Source organism: Neobacillus bataviensis (assembly GCF_019969725.1).
The window spans coordinates 17,030-34,720 of the sequence record NZ_JAHXYW010000020.1 but is presented as its reverse complement, the minus strand read 5'-3'; the positions used below and the strand labels follow the sequence as shown (position 1 = coordinate 34,720).

The window sequence follows — 17,691 nt, the reverse complement described above, 5'->3', positions numbered from 1 at the left end:
ACTCACTCCCCCACCTTGACAGTGTGTTTAGTATAATACTTATCTTTAATTTCTTCACTTTGAATCGCTTCATTCCATGGTTCACTGTATTTTTTCAATGTTTTATCCATTCGCTCATTCAAGGCCTTACGAGTTTCTTCGTTTGCTAGAACTTCTTTTACATGATTAAGGCCGACACGCTCCACCCACTTAGAAGTCCGCTCCAAGTAATTAGCCGTTTCCCTATAGTATTGCAAATAGGCACCGGTCACTTCCATTACTTCTTCTGTCGTTTTGACTGTGCATAGCAAATCGCCAGGGCGAAGGTCAACACCGCCATTACCGGCTACATAAATCTCCCAGCCGCCATCAATGCCGACAAAGCCGATGTCCTTGATGCCCGCTTCAGAACAGTTTCTTGGGCAAGCTGATACCCCCATTTTTACTTTATGCGGTGTATCAAGACGTTCAAATTTCTTTTCAAGCTCAATGCCTAAAGCCATAGAATCCTGTGTACCATAGCGGCAGAACTGAGCGCCAACACAGGTTTTGACCGTACGAAGCGTTTTTCCGTATGCATACCCAGAAGGCATATCAAGCTCTTCCCACATACCTGGCAGATCTTCTTTTTTAACACCGAATAATCCAATACGCTGTCCTCCAGTTAATTTTACTAGAGGAACGTTATATTTTTCAGCAACTTCCGCAATTTTTTTCAAACCGGCAGCGGTGGTCACCCCGCCATACATTCTTGGAACAACAGAATAGGTTCCATCCTTTTGGATATTCGCATGCATTTTTTCATTAACAAGACGGGAATCGCGGTCATCCTTATATTCATCCATGTAAATCATACCGAGATAGTAGTTAATCGCTGGACGGCATTTTGTACAGCCTTCTTCATTGTTCCATTCGAGAACGTTCATGACTTCTTTAACACTTGTTAAACCCTTAGCTTTGATTTCCTCTACTAATTCCTCACGGCTAATGGTGGTACATCCGCAAATACTTGTTTTCTGAGCAGCTGCAGCATCAAATTGGTCCCCTAGCGTATGGGCAAGAATTTGGCTGACCATCGGCTTACAGCGGCCGCAAGAACGTCCAGCATTCGTGCAATGGCTTACTTGATCAAGTGTGGTCAAGCCTTGTGTTTTAATCGCCTCTACTATTGCCCCCTTTGTCACTCCATTACAGCCGCACACAAGTTCATCATTTGGCATGGAGGCTACATCGCCGCCTGCCTCGGCACTGCATTCAGTTTGAAAAATAGAAATTCCTGTAATATCTTCTTTTTTCGTCAGCATTCGGAATAGTTTTGTACTTTCTTTTGTATCACCGTACATCACAATTCCAACAATTTGATTATTTCTTGTTAAGACCCGTTTATAGATGCCTTCAAATTCATTGTAAACCATGATGGATTTGGTTTGGCCATCATCAAAGATTTCTCCAGCTGAGAACAAGTCTACTCCGGCAACCTTCAGCTGTGTTCCGGTAACCGATCCTGTATAAGGTTCTGCTGTTAACCCACAAATACGGTTTGCGAGCACTTTGCCTTGTTCGTATAATGGCGCAACCAAGCCATAAACAATTTCTCTATGTTCTGCACATTCACCAACGGCGTAAACACTTGGTACACTTGTTTCCATAAAATCATTTACGACGATGCCGCGGTTAACATAAATCCCATTGCTTTTTGCTACTTCATTATTGGATTTAATCCCAATGGCCATGACAACGAGGTCTGCTTCCACTTCAGATCCATCCTTAAAGCGCAGACCTGTTACGCGTTCGTCGCCAAGGATTTCGACAGTTTCTTTTTCCATTAAAAAGTTCATGCCCTGTGATTCTAGTTCTGCTTTCAGTAGTGATGAAGCAATTGAATCTAATTGGCGTTCCATTAAATTTGGCATAAGGTGTACCACATCGACCTTCATGCCTAGGTTCAACAATCCCCTTGCCGCTTCAAGCCCAAGCAATCCACCGCCAATTACTACAGCCTTTTTGTATTGCTCAGCTGATTTGATCATCATTTCACAATCGTGGATATCACGGAAACCGGTCACACCGATTTTGTCAGCACCTGGGATTGGCAGAATAAAAGAATTCGAACCAGTGGCAATTATTAATTCATCAAAGTCCACTTCACGGCCTTTGTCACTGATGACTCGTTTTCCTTCCACATCGATTTTGACTATCGCTTCACCCGTATATAATTGAATATTATTTTCATTATACCAATCTAACGGATTGATAATGATTTCATCAAAGCTAGTGTCGCCTTGAAGGATGTTTGATAATTTGATACGGTTATAGTTTGGATGTGGTTCCTGTCCAAAAATGGTAATTTCAAATTGTTCTGGAGCTAGTCTGAGAATTTCTTCAATAGTTCTGACTCCAGCCATTCCGTTACCGATCATCACTAATTTTTTCATAATGGGTCTCTCCCTATTTATTAATTACGTTTTTCTCTATAGCTATATTGTAATTACCTTTCTGCTTAAAATTTGTGACGTTCGTCACATTCCAAACAAAATTTGTGAAGAGTTTCACATTATTGTCATAAACCTAGACTATCGTGATAAAATGGAATTATCTAACATATCGGGGTGTTCTATGGGGAATCGTGCAATCTATAAAAGTGAGACAGGAAAACGAAACATAGATTAATGGAATTTCTTAGAACCCATTATTAGAGGTGATTTATGAAAAAGGATAATAGACAATATGATTTGGATTGGATTCGCGTCTTGGCCACCCTGGCCGTATTTCTTTATCATTGCTCCATGTTCTTCAATCCCTTTCCATGGCATGTGAAGAACAATCAGCTAGATTCAGGCGGGATATTAGCTTTTTCGCTTTTTGCTGGTTCCTGGCTTATGCCAATTTTTATTGCGGTATCAGGAATAAGTGTGGTATATACCCTCCAAAAACGAACCACTAGGGTTTACATCCGTGAGAGATTGGTACGTCTAGGAGTACCGCTTTTGTTTGGTGTAGTCTTCTTGACTCCTCCCCAGGTTTATATTGAACGGATAACCCACAATCAGTTTAATGGATCATTTGTTGATTTCTTCCCTCATTATTTTGACGGATTGTACTTAAGTATTGGAGGAACTGGAAATTTTGCCTTCTTTGGTTTACACCTTTGGTATTTACTCGTCCTTTTGGTATTTTCCTTTCTTACGCTGCCTCTTTTTAAAGAAATAGGCAGAAAAGACAAATTTGGCTTGATTCATTTTATCCTATTACCCATTTTGTTGTTTTTGGTCGGGGTGATTAAAACCGTCAGTTTAGGCGGCTGGGATCTTGTCTTTTATTTTGCCATTTTTATTTACGGCTATTATTTTTTATCAAATGAAGCATTTAAACCTGCCCTTCAAAAAACGATTAAGATTCATTTCAGCATTGCGATGATTACTTCTATTGTTTTCATTGTTTGGTTTATGAGAGCGATCCCGAAGCCGGGCGCGATCAGTAATGTTATCTTTTTTGCCGTTCATTCATTAAATTGCTGGAGCTGGCTTTTATGTATTTTTTTCTTGGCAGACAAGTATTTATCTTTTTCAAATCGTTTCTTAAAATATGGCAGTGAAGCCTCGATGCCTTTTTATGTCTTGCACCAGCCTGTCATTGTTCTATTTGGCTATCTTATTTATGATTTGTCTTGGCCAATGCCCGTAAAACTTATTTTTCTTGTCTCTGCTTCGTTTGTAGTGATTATGCTTTGTTATCAGTTTATAATAAAGCGGGTTCCTGTATTAAGATTCTTATTCGGTATAAAAGGTTCATCAGTTGTTAAGAAATCAGCGACAGTCACAACTATAGCGTCCCGCTAAATTAGAAGAGGGTGCCCAATGGGGCACCCTTTCTTAAGCCGGTTGTTTATTTTTATGCCAAAGTGGTATTCGCTTTATTTGGGAATTAAGGACCGGGACAAGTGTGCCAATTAAAGCAACTGGGACAAGTTCCCATATTACCAATGGCGGTGTGATCAAAATGCCGGATCTATTTATCGCAAACAACACAAGAAAGTATGCTATGCTCCCCGTGAGGCCTGCAATCCAGTTGGTCTTTTTAAATATGAAAAAGAAAAGCGGAATTAATATAATCGTAATCGGGACATACGAAGTTGGGTAGCCGACGGCGAAAAAGATCGTTTTTCCCACAAATCTAAGCAGGATGTATAGTGCCGCAGCCGCTACAGGAATAGAAAAATCGCGGTATATCCTAATAATGATAATCGTTAAACCAGCTACCATTATCACAGAATAAATCGGATACACCCATTCCGGAATGCCGCCAAAAATTTGGGAGGCAGGGTCTGAGATTAGTTCTAATATTTCTTTTGAGGCAATCGATTTTCCATGGATATACTGATCATAAGAAATCGCCCCATTTTCCTGCTGCATGTTCGGAAACATAAAACATTCAAGGAGAAACATCGCAAACCACGTGTGCATAGACTTCCAAGTCGGTTTCACGTCCCGGCTAAAGATAAAATATCCCCGCCAAACGCCGAAAATCATTATATCGGTGGCAATGTAATAAATAAAATGGGTCGGACTCCATGTTGTTAAATCAATGCCATAGGCAATATGATAAGTAAAATCTAAGGGAATCCCGATTAAGAATAACGCATAGCCAATGGTAATCAGGTTTCTAGAAAAGCGATCCATGTGCTGCGTCTGCCGCCACTCTTGGAAAAGCAAAATGGCACCCAGTGCAAAGCCTAATGTATTAACAATATGGGGTATGGAGTATTCTTCGAATAAATATTTAAAATGATAGGAGGCATCCCAAGCGGAACCAATGAATTTTAATAAAAAGGCGATTACCCACAAACGATAATATTTCAATTATACCTTCCCCCTTCTCTATTCAAGTAAATCAAAAATATCACCGTATATAGCGATAAGGACATAATTAATCGCTATGGCAATGCCAAACGTAATTCCTGCGATCCGCACCTTTTTTTGTGTAAATAATCTATACATAAAGACAATACCAGAGCTGACAACAAAAATATTGCATAATAAAAAGGTCCAAAGTAAATTTTCACTATGAGCAACCGCTGTAACATGTAATAAATAGAACGGTATCAACTGGCCTTTTCCTCCATTTAAAATCACTTCTTATTTTATGACGAATTATTTCTATAAATTGTTTCAATATTATTGAGACTTCTTTATATTAACATTATTTTTTCTTAAGGCGACTTATTTATTGTCAATAAATTCTTGCATTGGTGGAAATAGGGAATGTATATTTAGTAGAATGGACTATTGTGAAAAGGAGAATGACCTTGCGATATTATATGATTGCCTTCTGTCTTTTATCTATGATTCTTTTATCGGCCTGTAATTCCTTAAAAGTACCCAAGACCACAATGAACCATCAAATGAGTGCCACACCAACAGACATAGTCCCAACAAATTCTGAATGGAAAGTCTCGGGCCATCCGAAAGCTAACGAAGATTTTCCCGTTTCAATACTGATCACGGACAAGGCCAATAAACCGATTCAATCTTTTGATACTGTTCATGAGAAAAAAATGCATTTATTTCTTGTTAGCAAGGATTTATCTTATTTTTCACATATTCATCCAGAATATAAAGGAAATGGGGAATTCTTTTTTAAAACGGCTTTTCCAGCTGGGGGAGATTATAAACTCATCTCCGAATTTACCCCTAAAGGCGGTGGTGACCCAAGTGTGGAAAGCCACTGGCTGCAGGTTGAGGGTGCACCAGCAAAGGAAGTGCCTCTTGTCGCTGATAAAAAGCTAACGAAAGTGGTCGAAGGTAAAAAAGTATCCCTTTCATTTGAAAATCTGACGGCTGGAAAAACTTCGCATATGACTTTTACCATTCGTGATGCCCAAAACAATAAACCGATAAAAAATCTGGAGCCCTATTTAGGTGCAATGGGACATGCTGTTGCGATAAGCGGAGATGCCGAAAAATTCTTGCACATTCATCCAATGACAATGGAAGGGAATGGACCGAAGGTTACGTTTATGACGATTTTTCCTGAAAAGGGAATCTATAAAATCTGGGGACAATTTCAACAAAAGGGGAAAGTATCCACAGTTCCGTTTGTGGTGAAGGTTCCTTAAGTGTGGTTGAAGGACATTTCTTTGGCTTTCTTGATGGGTTTTGTTCTTCATCCGCCTTATGAAGGACAATTCCTTCTTATTCTTGAGCAGGTTGGGCTTTATGAATCCTTCTTAGTGACCGGTTTCCAGTTTCCTTTACCAGTTTTGTCCTTCATCCGTAATATGAAGGACAGTTCCTTCTTATTCTTGAGCGGGTGGGGCTTTATGAACTCTCCTTAGTGACCGGTTTCCAGTTTCCTTTACCAGTTTTGTCCTTCATCGACACCTATGTAAAAAACCTCTTCTCAAATCTTGAGAAGAGGTTTCATATTTCTTAGTACATTTCAGAAGTAGTTTTAGCTTGCATGTGAAGCAATAGGTAGTCAGGGCCGCCTGCTTTTGAGTCAGTTCCTGACATGTTGAAGCCGCCGAATGGCTGGTAGCCAACGATTGCGCCTGTACATGAACGGTTGAAGTACAGGTTACCAACATGGAAATCTTCACGAGCTTGCTCTAAGTGAGCACGGTTTTGGGTGATAACGGCACCTGTTAAGCCATACTCGGTGTTGTTGGCAATTTCAATCGCTTCAGTAAAATCCTTCGCTTTTGTAAATCCTACTACTGGGCCAAAGATTTCTTCCTGCATAATGCGGGCATCTGGAGCAAGGTCCGCAATAACAGTTGGCTTAATGAAGTAACCTTTAGAGTCATCGCCTTCGCCGCCAGCCATTAACTTACCTTCCTGCTTTCCAATTTCAACATATTCCATAATCTTTTTGAACGCACTATTGTCGATAACTGGACCCATGTAAGAGCCCTGCTCAGTTGGATCCCCAATAGTTAATTGGTTCGTTAATTCAACAACGCGGTTTAAAACGGTATCGTAAACATCTTCAACGATAACTGCACGTGAACATGCAGAACATTTTTGACCGGAGAAACCAAATGCGCCAGCAACGATTGATTGTGCTGCAAGCTCTAAATCAGCTTCAGAATCAACAACGATCGTATCCTTACCGCCCATTTCAGCAATTAGACGCTTCATCCACACTTGACCAGGATTCACTTTTGAAGAACGTTCGAAAATGCGTAGTCCTACATCGCGTGAACCTGTGAAGCTGATGAAACGAGTATCCTTATGGTCAACTAAGTAGTCGCCTACTTCAGCGCCGCTTCCTGGCACAAAGTTTAGCACGCCTTTAGGAAGACCTGCCTCTTCCATAACTTCTACGAATTTAGCAGCCACAATTGGCGTTGTAGAAGCTGGTTTTAAAAGTACGGTATTACCAGAAACGATTGCTGCTACAGTTGTTCCAGCCATAATCGCTAATGGGAAGTTCCAAGGAGAAATGATGATCCCAACTCCTAATGGAATATAATCATAGCGGTTAAATTCATTTGGTCGGCTATTTACCGGTACGCCATTTTTCAATGCAAGCATTTGGCGGCCATAATATTCTAGAAAGTCGATTGCTTCTGCAGTATCAGCATCCGCTTCTCTCCACGGCTTTCCTGCTTCTTTGGTTAAAAGTGCAGAGAATTCGTTTTTGCGGCGGCGAATGATTGTTGCTGCTTTAAAAAGCACATCCGCGCGAACTTCTGCCTTTGTCTTTTTCCAAGTTTTAAATGCTTCTACAGCTGCCTGCATTGCTTTTTCAGCAAGCTCTTGGTTCGCTTTTGAAACGCGGCCAATCACTTCTTCTTTATTGGCAGGATTGTAAGAAACAATTTTATCTTCTGTCGTAATCTTCTCTCCGCCGATAACAAGAGGATAATCCTTGCCTAAATAACCTTCTACTGTTTTTAACGCATTAAGATAGGCCTGACGGTTTTCTTCTGTTGTAAAATCTGTGAATGGTTCGTGTTTGTATGGTTGTACCATTATTCTGAAACCCTCCTATGTATAAAACGTTTACACCCAATGTTCATTCTACATGATTCATTTGTGAGTATCAAATGATAAAATTTTTAAAAAAAGACCGGCCCCAAAGGCCGGACTTTACTGGTAAATATAAACAAATGGCTCATTTTCGTTTGCCTTGCGGACAATTAAGGCTTCAGGCCCGTCGACTGACGTAATACTAACAGAAACAGAGATATATTTAGGGAAATGCTCCATAACCAATCCTGTCAAATACTGGGTAAATCCAATTCCTTCTGTTTTCCCATAAAATTGAATCGGAATAGTAATATTTAATTCCTGGAGTTGATCTCCAACGTAAAATGCTTTGCCAATGACACCATTAAAATTAGGAAAATATTCTTCAACATCCTGCTTAAAGTTTAAGAAGGCAATCACATCATCACGATGATCTTCCTGGGCATCTGTTGAAGGGAATAAATAATATTTTTCATTTCCTTTTTCCCAATCATTTAATGTCTGGCTGCCTTTATCAACGGTTGAGTAAGCAATATATCTGCCAGGGATAACAGAAGATTTGCTCTGCTGCATAAATAAACCAATCGTAATCGGTACATCGGCTAAATTTTTCATCGCCCGCATCCGCTTAACGACTTCCTCAGCCATCTTCTTTCCTTCTCTTTCCATGTCAGCATAATCAATTTTTTTCTCATAAACAGGACCGTCTTTTACAGTTTGATAGTAGTAAATGGAATTGAGGGCAAGTCCAATCGAAACACCGCCAAGAGACACATTTCCCTTATCGTCTTTCGTTAAATAATCATGTTCTAAGACATGAGCCAAATAAACCGGTGATGTTGGTTCAGCACCAGCCGCAGCTGTATCTACAGGGTTTAACCCGATATTTTCTGAGGCTTTAAGGCCTTCAGCCTTTAATTGTGGATCCGTAAATTTACGGTTTAGCCAAAGTCGTATCGTCTTTCCTTTAATTTCCTGACCTTCACGAAAATAATACTTATCTGTACTGAAACTATTTTGGGCGATTCGCATTAGTCCCGTCTCAAATTCGTTCAGGTCATAGCGAGTATTAATATTATTCACGACCAACCCGCGCGCTTCCCCAGGTTCAAATGGCAGGATGGTCCGGTAATAATTGTCTGAAATATTATATTTAGGAATAATCGCCTTCCCTTTCACTTTCTCCTTTGATTGAACTACTTCATTTTGCTTCTGAAAATTCGGTGCACAGGCACTCAGCAAAAAAACAAAGGAGAGAGCGAGCAATGAGAGCTTTCTCACGTCGATAACACCTCTTACTACTTATTTAATTCTACTAAAAGCTTCTCCTCATCCCATACTTCAATTCCCAGATCTTGCGCCTTAGCTAGCTTTGAGCCGGCATCCTCACCCGCGATGACGAGATGGGTTTTCTTACTGACGCTGCCCGCCACATTGCCGCCGAGCGCTTCAATTTTTTCCTTCGCTTCATTTCGCGATAATTGTTCAAGCTTTCCCGTTAAAACAACCGTTTTTCCGGCAAAAATAGAATCCGATTCTTCAGCGGAAACAGGTTTTGCTCCTTTGTATTCCATATTGACGCCTGCAGCGATTAATTCTTGGATAAGCTCACCAGCCTCGTCTTGTTCAAAAAAGGCTACAATTGAATCGGCCATTTTATCACCAATTTCGTTAATGGTGATTAATTCATCCTTCGCAGCAGATGCCAGCTTATCCATAGTACCAAAGCTTATTGCTAACGTCTTGGCTGCTTTCGCTCCCACATGACGAATTCCTAAGCCAAAAAGCAGCTTTTCGAGAGAATTGCTTTTTGATGCCTCAATGGCCTTCAATAAATTAGATACAGACTTTTCACCCATCCGTTCAAGTGCTAATAGCTGGTCGCGGGTAAGCTTATAAATATCAGCCACATCACTGATTAATTTTTCAGCAAAAAGCTGGCTGATCACCTTTTCTCCGAGCCCATCAATATTCATCGCATCTCTTGAGACAAAATGAATCAAGCCCTCGCGAATTTGGGCCGGACATTTCGGGTTAATGCATCTAAGCGCCACTTCCCCTTCAAGCCGGACAAGGTCGCTTTCACATTCTGGACAATGGGTCGGCATGTGGAAATCCCTTTCATCTCCAGTCCTTTGGTCAGCCAATACATTGACCACCTCTGGAATGATATCGCCTGCTTTTTTGACGACAACTTTATCACCAATTTTAATATCTTTTTCACGGATTAAATCTTCATTATGCAAGGAAGCACGCTGAACGGTTGTTCCTGCCACTTTAACCGGCTCTAGAATGGCTGTTGGAGTAACGACACCTGTTCTTCCAACACTTAACTCGATATCCAAAAGCGTTGTAATCACTTCCTCAGCCGGAAACTTAAAGGCAATTGCCCAACGAGGGCTTTTAGCCGTTGTTCCGAGTGCAGCTTGCTGCTCCAATGAATCGACTTTTATGACGATACCGTCGATTTCATATGGAAGACCCGGCCTCTTTTCCACCCAGCTATTGACGAAATCAATGACATCATCAATCAGCAAGCACTTTCTTCTTTCTTTATTCGTTTTAAATCCAAGATGGTCTAAGTAATCAAGACCTTCGCTATGCGAAATAACGCCGCTTTCTCCGGTATTGCCAATGCCGTATAAAAAGACGTCCAGTTTTCTCGAAGCAGCAATCTTCGGATCTAACTGTCTTAGTGATCCGGCAGCAGCATTACGAGGATTAGCAAACAGCTCCTCGCCACGCTCTTCACGAACCTGGTTTAGGGCTTCAAAGGAACGCTTTGGCATGTAGGCTTCACCGCGTACCTCTAGTGAAACATTTTCACGCAAACGGAGCGGAATCGATTTGATGGTTTTCAGATTCGAGGTAATATCTTCGCCAATTGTTCCATCCCCGCGGGTCGCCCCTTGAACAAACAGCCCATTTTCATATCTTAACGAAACGGCAAGTCCATCAATCTTTAGTTCACAAACATAGGAAAAATCATCGCCGACTGCCTGACGGATTCGGCGGTCAAAATCTCTTAAGTCCTGCTCATTAAAAGCATTCCCAAGGCTTAGCATCGGCGTCCGGTGCTCGACTTTTTCAAATACATCCAGCACAGCACCGCCCACTCGCACCGTAGGTGAATCTTGTGTTTTAAGCTGCGGAAACTTTTCTTCGAGCTCTAGTAATTCCTGCATCAGCCGATCATATTCCGCATCCGGAACGGTCGGCGCATCCAAAACATAATATTCATAACCATATTGATTTAATAGGTTTCTAAGTTCATTTATTTTTTGTTCAGCGATTTGAAGGTCCATATACCCAGCCCTTTCATTAACATTTCAATCTTACGCTTTTTTAATTGGGGCAAATTTGGCGAGCAAGCGCTTGATGCCTACTGGACTTGGGAAGGCGATATCAAGCTCCGTCCCTTCGCCTTGGCCTTTTACACTTACGACCGTCCCAATACCCCATTTACCATGCGCGGCTTTATCGCCGACCTTCCAGCCAAGTTCATCACCGCCGGAAGAGGCTGAAACTGGGCGCATGACGGGTTTCCGAGGTGCGGATGGGGTGCCAAATGTGCTTCCCCGACCACCAAATGAAGATCCTGATGATCCGAATGACCTTGAGCTGCCAAAAGGAGAAGCCTGGCGTCTTTCTGGTTCGACACCCTCTAAAAGGTCTTCCGGAATTTCGCTGATAAATCTAGATGCTGGGTTCATATTGGTTCGTCCGAACAAGGTTCTCATTTGGGCATTGGTTAAGAACAAGCTTTGCTCTGCACGCGTAATACCCACATAGGCAAGGCGGCGTTCCTCTTCCATTTCTGCTTCTTCCATAAGCGAGCGACTGTGAGGAAATACCCCTTCCTCCATGCCAATCAAGAAGACAACCGGGAATTCCAAGCCCTTAGCTGAGTGCAGTGTCATTAGCGTAATCGAATCCGCTTTTTCACCCTCTTCATCCAATGAATCAATGTCGGCTACCAAGGCTAAATCTGTTAAAAAGGCAATCAGACTCTTATCTTCGTTTGTATCTTCAAAGTTTTTGGTTACAGATAATAATTCCTCAAGGTTTTCTAAGCGGCTTTGTGCTTCCAATGATTTTTCCGCTTTGAGCATTTCCTTGTATCCAGTCTTATCAAGAACTTCTTCAACAAGCTCTGTAACGGATAAGAACTCCTGCATATTTGTATAATTGCGAATTAAGTCGCGGAATTCAATCGCGGCTTTCGTAATCTTAGGACTTACACCAATCAATTCAATGGAATCGAGTGCCTGATAGATGGAGATATCATGCATCGCTGCAAAATTAGCAATCTTATCAAACGAAGTTGAGCCAATTCCCCTTTTAGGTACATTGATAATCCTTTGCAGGCTGATGTCATCATCCGGATTGGAAATCAAACGCAAATATGCCAGCATGTCTTTAATTTCTTTTCTGTCATAGAATTTTGTACCGCCCACAATCGAATATCCAATGTTCGATTTAAGCAGTACTTCCTCCATAACACGGGACTGGGCGTTTGTACGATAAAGAATGGCAATGTCTGTTAGTTTAATTTTGTCATCACGGGTTAGTTCCTTAATTTTTCCTGCAACGAATTGAGCCTCAGACTGTTCACTATCAGCACGGTAATAAACAATTTTGTTACCTTCCGGGTTTTCAGTCCAAAGATTCTTCGCTTTTCGGTTCAGGTTATTTTCAATAACCTTATTAGCCGCCAAGAGAATCCTTTTGGTCGAGCGGTAGTTTTGCTCAAGCAGGATGACAGAAGCGTTTGGGTAATCTTTTTCAAAGGAAAGGATATTGGCAATATCCGCCCCGCGCCAGCGATAGATGGACTGATCGGAGTCCCCGACAACACATAGGTTTTTGAAGCGCATCGCGAGCATTTTTACGAGCATATATTGGGCTCTATTGGTATCCTGATACTCATCGACATGGATGTATTGGAACTTTCGCTGATAATATTCAAGCACCTCTGGAACCCTTTGAAATAACTGAATCGTCGTCATAATCAGATCATCAAAATCAAGGGCCTGATTTTTGCGAAGCCGCTTTTGGTATTCTGTGTAGACCTCACTTACGGTTTGTTCAAAGAACCCGCCTGCCGTTTTCGCATATTCCTCAGGGTCAATCAGTTCATTTTTTGCAGAACTAATTGCGCCTAATAGCGCCCGCGGGTCAAACTTCTTCGGGTCAAGATTTTTTTCTTTAAGAATCCCTTTAATGACTGATTGCTGATCAGTTGTGTCAAGAATTGTAAAATTGCGGTTAAAGCCCATCCGGTCGATATCCCTTCGTAAAATACGTACGCACATCGAGTGGAAGGTCGAAATCCAGATTTCTTCCGCTGCTCCGCCCATCATTTTCCCGATTCTTTCTTTCATTTCGCGTGCAGCTTTGTTGGTAAAGGTAATTGCTAAAATGTTATATGGGTTTACTCGTTTTTCTACTATTAAGTACGCAATGCGATGCGTTAATACTCTTGTTTTTCCACTGCCTGCCCCTGCCATTAATAAAAGCGGACCATCCGTTGCTTTTACGGCACTTTGCTGCTCTGGATTCAGGCCATTCAAAAGCTTATCCGTTAAATATTGCATGATTCCACCACCATTACAAACATTTGTTCTTATTTTTATTTTATCGTTCCTTGCATTCAAGCGCAAATTTCTATCGAATACTTTTTACCGTTTCTAAGGCTTTTTCAAAGTTGTCATAAAGAGCGTTGCCAACGACAATCACATCTGCATGCTTGGCCATTTCTGCCGCTTGCTCCTTTGTTGAAATGCCGCCTCCATAAAAAAGAGTTGTTTTTTCAAGAACCTTCTTCACGTCTGCTAATAGATCCACATTTCCATATTTGCCGCTGTATTCAAGATAAAAAATCGGCAGCTGAAACATTTTTTCTGCCATCATCGCGTAGGCCTTTACATCTTCATTGGTTATACGGGAATTAGATGCGGTTAGTTGGGCCGCTTTGCAATCTTCATTCAAAATGCAATAGCCCTCCATGACGATTTCATCCCAGTCCATGATCTCGCCAAATTCCTTTACAGCTTGATGATGAAGCCCTGTAATCCACTGCGTATCGCTGCTATTTAAGATTGTTGGGATAAAATACAGATCAAAACCCGGTGTTACGGTTTCAATGCTGGAAACTTCCAAGACGCACGGAACGGTATACCTTCGGATTCTTGCCATCAAATCAAGGACATTTTCAAGGGTCACTCCGTCTGTTCCGCCGACCATCACGGCATCGGTGCCTGATTCACATATTTTTTCTAACTGGTCGTCTGAAATTTCTTTATTTGGATCGAGTTTAAACACGTGGCGCCACTCGCGAAAATCATACATTAAAGGATTCCTCCATTACATAAGTCCATTTCACCATTATAGCATTAGAGGAATCGTTTAAAAAATAAAACCATATAAGAAATAAAATCCAAAAGAAAAACCGAAGAGCGCTCTCTCCGGTTTGTTTATACTTCTTCCGTTTTGCTGTTTTCTTCTTTAATCCGTTCCAAAACCATTTCATACGTATCATTGCCAAAATTCAAGCAGCGTTTTACCCGTGAAATCGTAGCGGTACTTGCGCCCGTTTCGGTTTCAATTTTGTGGTACGTATTTCCTTCACGGAGCATTCTGGCAACATCTAACCGCTGGGCAAGAGACTGAATTTCATTGATCGTGCACAAATCATCAAAGAAACGGTAGCATTCTTCTAAATCCTTTAATGAAAGTACTGCTTTAAACAATTGATCGAGCTCTTTTCCCCTTAATTTATTTATTTGCATATACTTTACCCCTTTTAATTAATTTACATTAAATGAAACGCTTTTTTGTAGTCCAGGGTTGGTTGGCACAACATTGACCCACGTTTTTCCCGGTACTAAACGAACCTCTTCCCCATCCTTTATCGGAACAATTAAGCCGTTCTTATTCTTCCATTCTACCTCAGTTACTTTCCCCTTTTGAAGCAAATAACCTTTTCCGCCGGATTTCAGATCAATATCCCTGCGTCCATACGAATCAATTACTTGATGAACGGCTTCAATGATAAAAATATTATCGAGCAGAACAGGTTCTTTCGTGTCTAAATCAACGGTTTGCTCTCCGCCTGAGAAACGCTTATATTTGCCTAGTGTACTGTCATACTCGTAGGTTGAATCAGAAATTGCACTTTTGGAGTAGGAAATCATGACGGACTTGGCATCATTTCCTGTAATATTTTTGCTTTCTTCCTCTGTATAGAACTTAAAAGCAGGTGGACTTTTTTCCATAGAGTAATGTTTTTGTTCGGCGCCCTTTAAAATATTGTCATAGGTAATATAAGAGTTATGAGGTGCTTTCCGCGTGCTTGATCGTTTAAATAGGGTCCCATCATAAACCATTCCGTTCAAATTATCGATATAATTTTCCTCAAGCATTTTCTTTGCTTCCTCACTCCAGCCGTGGGCAATATAGAGTGCGTTTAGTCCTTTAGCCAGTTCAATATAATAATCCCTTGCACTTCGGACAGGACCGATATTCGTCGGCTTTTCACTTTGAAAAACGGCCAGGAAGCGGGTGATATCGCCCTCTGCCAGCACTTCATAGACCACATCAGCTTTGTTTAAACCTGACTGCGGTCTTGCTTTTGGATGATTATTAACCATTACCGCTACAGCTCGACCATCGACAGCGGTTTTAGACCTAATACCAGTCAGCGGGAAAAAATAAGGGTCCTCTTGCTTCTGGTCCTCTTTTTCCACCACTTTGTCAACTACTTCGTGCTTTTTTTCCGGTTCCTTAACCTTTTCCTTGTTACTGCAGCCTGAGAACAGTAAAAGGACAGCTGTCATGGCAACAGCCCATTTTTTCATCTATGCAACACCCCGAATTCCATTCTTGATGTTAGACACTTTCGCGCTTTAACCCTTTACCTAATTACAGTTTAACGCATTATCGAAGGAAATAGAACTGTTTTATTCATCACATCATACATTCCTTGCTGTGTAACACGAATGTATGGTAAATGAGTAGACGAAAAGAACAATAAACTATACATCGGATCGGAAAAAGAATAACCTCTGGCCGCCAGCTCTTCGAACAATCTTTTTTCCTGAATCATTAAATCTTCTACCGACGCTTCGGACATGATTCCGCTTAACTGGAGCGGCAGCTCGCAGACAATCTCGGCGTTCTCCATCACTACTATCCCGCCGCCCAGCTCTTTCATTCTATTAAAAGCATGAATCATATCTTGTTTATTTTTTCCTATTAAAATAATATCTCCTGTATTCGAAAACGAGCTTGCTAAAGCAGAAAGCTTGGTTGCAAAGCCTTTTAAGATAGTATTAATCCGCCATTTTCCTTGCCGGTCAATTAAAGTAAAGAAACATTCATCATGATTGGTTGGCAGTTCATCACTGGAAACATCAATCGCGATTGAATAAGGTTTTGTGATAACGGAATTCTCCATTTTCACTCCAAAAGGCATCGAGAATTGCAAATCATCCATTGTTAATTCCCAATCCAACTCCATTGGCTTTAATCCATATGGCGCCCAATTGATGGAAGGATAAGCGTCTTCTACCTTCACACCATCTCGCTTCACCCATTTTCCTTTAGCAAGAACGGAAACAGGTGTTGGATTTTCGATACTTGATAAAAAGTTAATATTGGCAACACGGCCAGTAGCAATATTACCATGTAAATGATCAATATTGTAGTATCTGGCGATATTTACAGTTGCCATATTATAGGCATCAATTACGGGAACTCCCTTTTCAATCGCAATCCGAATCATTTGGTCGTTGAGTCCTTGTTCGTAAAAAATCGATGAAGAACCATCCGTATTAAATATTAATCTATCATATGCCTCGATGCCTAATCGTTTCATGTCATCCAATATTTGCGGCAGATCTGGGCGAAGGGAGGAATACCTGAGCGATACCATATATCCCTGCATCAGGCGGTTGTAAACCTCCTCACCTGTCATCGCTTCATGGTCACAATCAGCACCTAAAAGCATCATTTTTGCTAATGTTTTTTCAGAAGCACCGGGAAAATGCCCTTCGATTTGCTTACGCATCCGTTTTGCTTCTTGAATCCAATGCAGCATCATATCATCGCCATCAAGCAGCTTCGGCCAACCGGTCAGCTCGCCGCCCTGAAGGACAGCATCATGCTCAAGCCAGGATTTAATATTACTGTGTGAAAAAATCTCTTCTTCATGCAAAACTTCGGTTTGCGAATCAAAACGACACCACCAAAACATCGTTGTTGGAATCGAACGAAGGTCCTTCAATAATGAGAACGCTTCCCTTTTTTTCATATTTAAAATCAAGGCCATATTGTCACTAATTAACGTCGTGGTCCCAAACTGTGATGCATAGGCAGCAAATGTATGGGGATTATATAAATTAAATGGATGAGCGTGTGGTTCAATGTATCCTGGTACAAGGATTTTGTCCGTACAATCAATGATTTCACAGCTCTTTACATTTTCCGGCATTTTATTGCCAACATATACAATCCGATCTTCGTAAATCCAAATATTAGCACGCATCCATTTGCGAAAGGTCTGATTTAAATACAAAGCATTTTTTAATAATATGGTGGGAGCCGTTTTCCCATCCAACACGGACACATGCATGCGCAAGTGTTTATTTTTCCAGCGGTAGCGTTGTTCCAACATACAAAATCCCTCCCTTTTCAAAAAACTATCTATATAATAAAGTCTTGATTTATCAACAAAGAA

The 17,691-nt window shown here is 41.1% G+C and carries 13 protein-coding genes; 2 read left to right on the top strand and 11 right to left on the bottom strand.

Features of this window, described 5'->3' with window-relative positions; translation table 11 throughout:
- Positions 1–2: 2 nt before the first annotated feature.
- On the bottom strand, positions 3–2,414 hold the full coding sequence (nirB, locus tag LC455_RS28410; RefSeq protein ID WP_223596090.1) for a nitrite reductase large subunit NirB: 2,412 nt from the start codon (positions 2,412–2,414) through the stop codon (positions 3–5).
- 270 nt (positions 2,415–2,684) lie between these two features.
- Here nirB and LC455_RS28405 point away from each other — a divergent pair, with 270 nt between their 5' ends.
- Positions 2,685–3,818, top strand: a complete 1,134-nt coding sequence (locus LC455_RS28405; protein ID WP_223596087.1) for an acyltransferase family protein — start codon at positions 2,685–2,687, stop codon at positions 3,816–3,818.
- Between the two features lie 33 nt (positions 3,819–3,851).
- On the opposite strand, the gene LC455_RS28400 is transcribed toward LC455_RS28405, so the two are convergent.
- Both LC455_RS28400 and LC455_RS28395 read right to left on the bottom strand, forming a co-directional pair.
- Complete coding sequence (locus LC455_RS28400; RefSeq protein WP_223596085.1) at positions 3,852–4,838, bottom strand: hypothetical protein; 987 nt, start codon at positions 4,836–4,838, stop codon at positions 3,852–3,854.
- 18 nt (positions 4,839–4,856) lie between these two features.
- A complete protein-coding gene (locus LC455_RS28395) occupies positions 4,857–5,084 on the bottom strand; it encodes a hypothetical protein (RefSeq protein WP_223596083.1) in 228 nt (75 codons plus the stop codon).
- Between the two features lie 200 nt (positions 5,085–5,284).
- Here LC455_RS28395 and LC455_RS28390 point away from each other — a divergent pair, with 200 nt between their 5' ends.
- On the top strand, positions 5,285–6,094 hold the full coding sequence (locus LC455_RS28390) for a hypothetical protein (RefSeq protein WP_440446437.1): 810 nt from the start codon (positions 5,285–5,287) through the stop codon (positions 6,092–6,094).
- A 313-nt stretch (positions 6,095–6,407) separates the two neighbouring features.
- On the opposite strand, the gene pruA is transcribed toward LC455_RS28390, so the two are convergent.
- The 8 genes from pruA to LC455_RS28350 form a co-directional block, all read right to left on the bottom strand.
- Positions 6,408–7,955: an L-glutamate gamma-semialdehyde dehydrogenase gene (gene pruA, locus LC455_RS28385; protein WP_223596080.1), complete on the bottom strand. Its 1,548-nt coding sequence runs from the start codon at positions 7,953–7,955 to the stop codon at positions 6,408–6,410.
- 117 nt (positions 7,956–8,072) lie between these two features.
- Positions 8,073–9,233, bottom strand: a complete 1,161-nt coding sequence (locus LC455_RS28380) for a CamS family sex pheromone protein (RefSeq protein ID WP_223596079.1) — start codon at positions 9,231–9,233, stop codon at positions 8,073–8,075.
- Positions 9,234–9,250: 17 nt separating this feature from the next.
- Positions 9,251–11,257: an NAD-dependent DNA ligase LigA gene (gene ligA / locus LC455_RS28375; RefSeq protein ID WP_223596076.1), complete on the bottom strand. Its 2,007-nt coding sequence runs from the start codon at positions 11,255–11,257 to the stop codon at positions 9,251–9,253.
- A gap of 30 nt (positions 11,258–11,287) precedes the next feature.
- Positions 11,288–13,549: a DNA helicase PcrA gene (gene pcrA, locus LC455_RS28370; RefSeq protein ID WP_223596074.1), complete on the bottom strand. Its 2,262-nt coding sequence runs from the start codon at positions 13,547–13,549 to the stop codon at positions 11,288–11,290.
- A gap of 70 nt (positions 13,550–13,619) precedes the next feature.
- A complete protein-coding gene (locus tag LC455_RS28365) occupies positions 13,620–14,303 on the bottom strand; it encodes a heptaprenylglyceryl phosphate synthase (RefSeq protein WP_223596070.1) in 684 nt (227 codons plus the stop codon).
- A gap of 125 nt (positions 14,304–14,428) precedes the next feature.
- The gene (locus tag LC455_RS28360; RefSeq protein ID WP_223596068.1) at positions 14,429–14,743 is read right to left on the bottom strand and encodes a YerC/YecD family TrpR-related protein; all 315 of its coding nucleotides are present in this window, start codon (positions 14,741–14,743) and stop codon (positions 14,429–14,431) included.
- Between the two features lie 18 nt (positions 14,744–14,761).
- Positions 14,762–15,811 carry a DUF3048 domain-containing protein gene (locus tag LC455_RS28355; protein ID WP_223596066.1) on the bottom strand — a complete coding sequence of 350 codons (1,050 nt, stop codon included), beginning with the start codon at positions 15,809–15,811 and terminating at the stop codon, positions 14,762–14,764.
- A gap of 71 nt (positions 15,812–15,882) precedes the next feature.
- A complete protein-coding gene (locus tag LC455_RS28350) occupies positions 15,883–17,628 on the bottom strand; it encodes an adenine deaminase C-terminal domain-containing protein (protein ID WP_223596064.1) in 1,746 nt (581 codons plus the stop codon).
- Between the last annotated feature and the right edge of the window lie 63 nt (positions 17,629–17,691).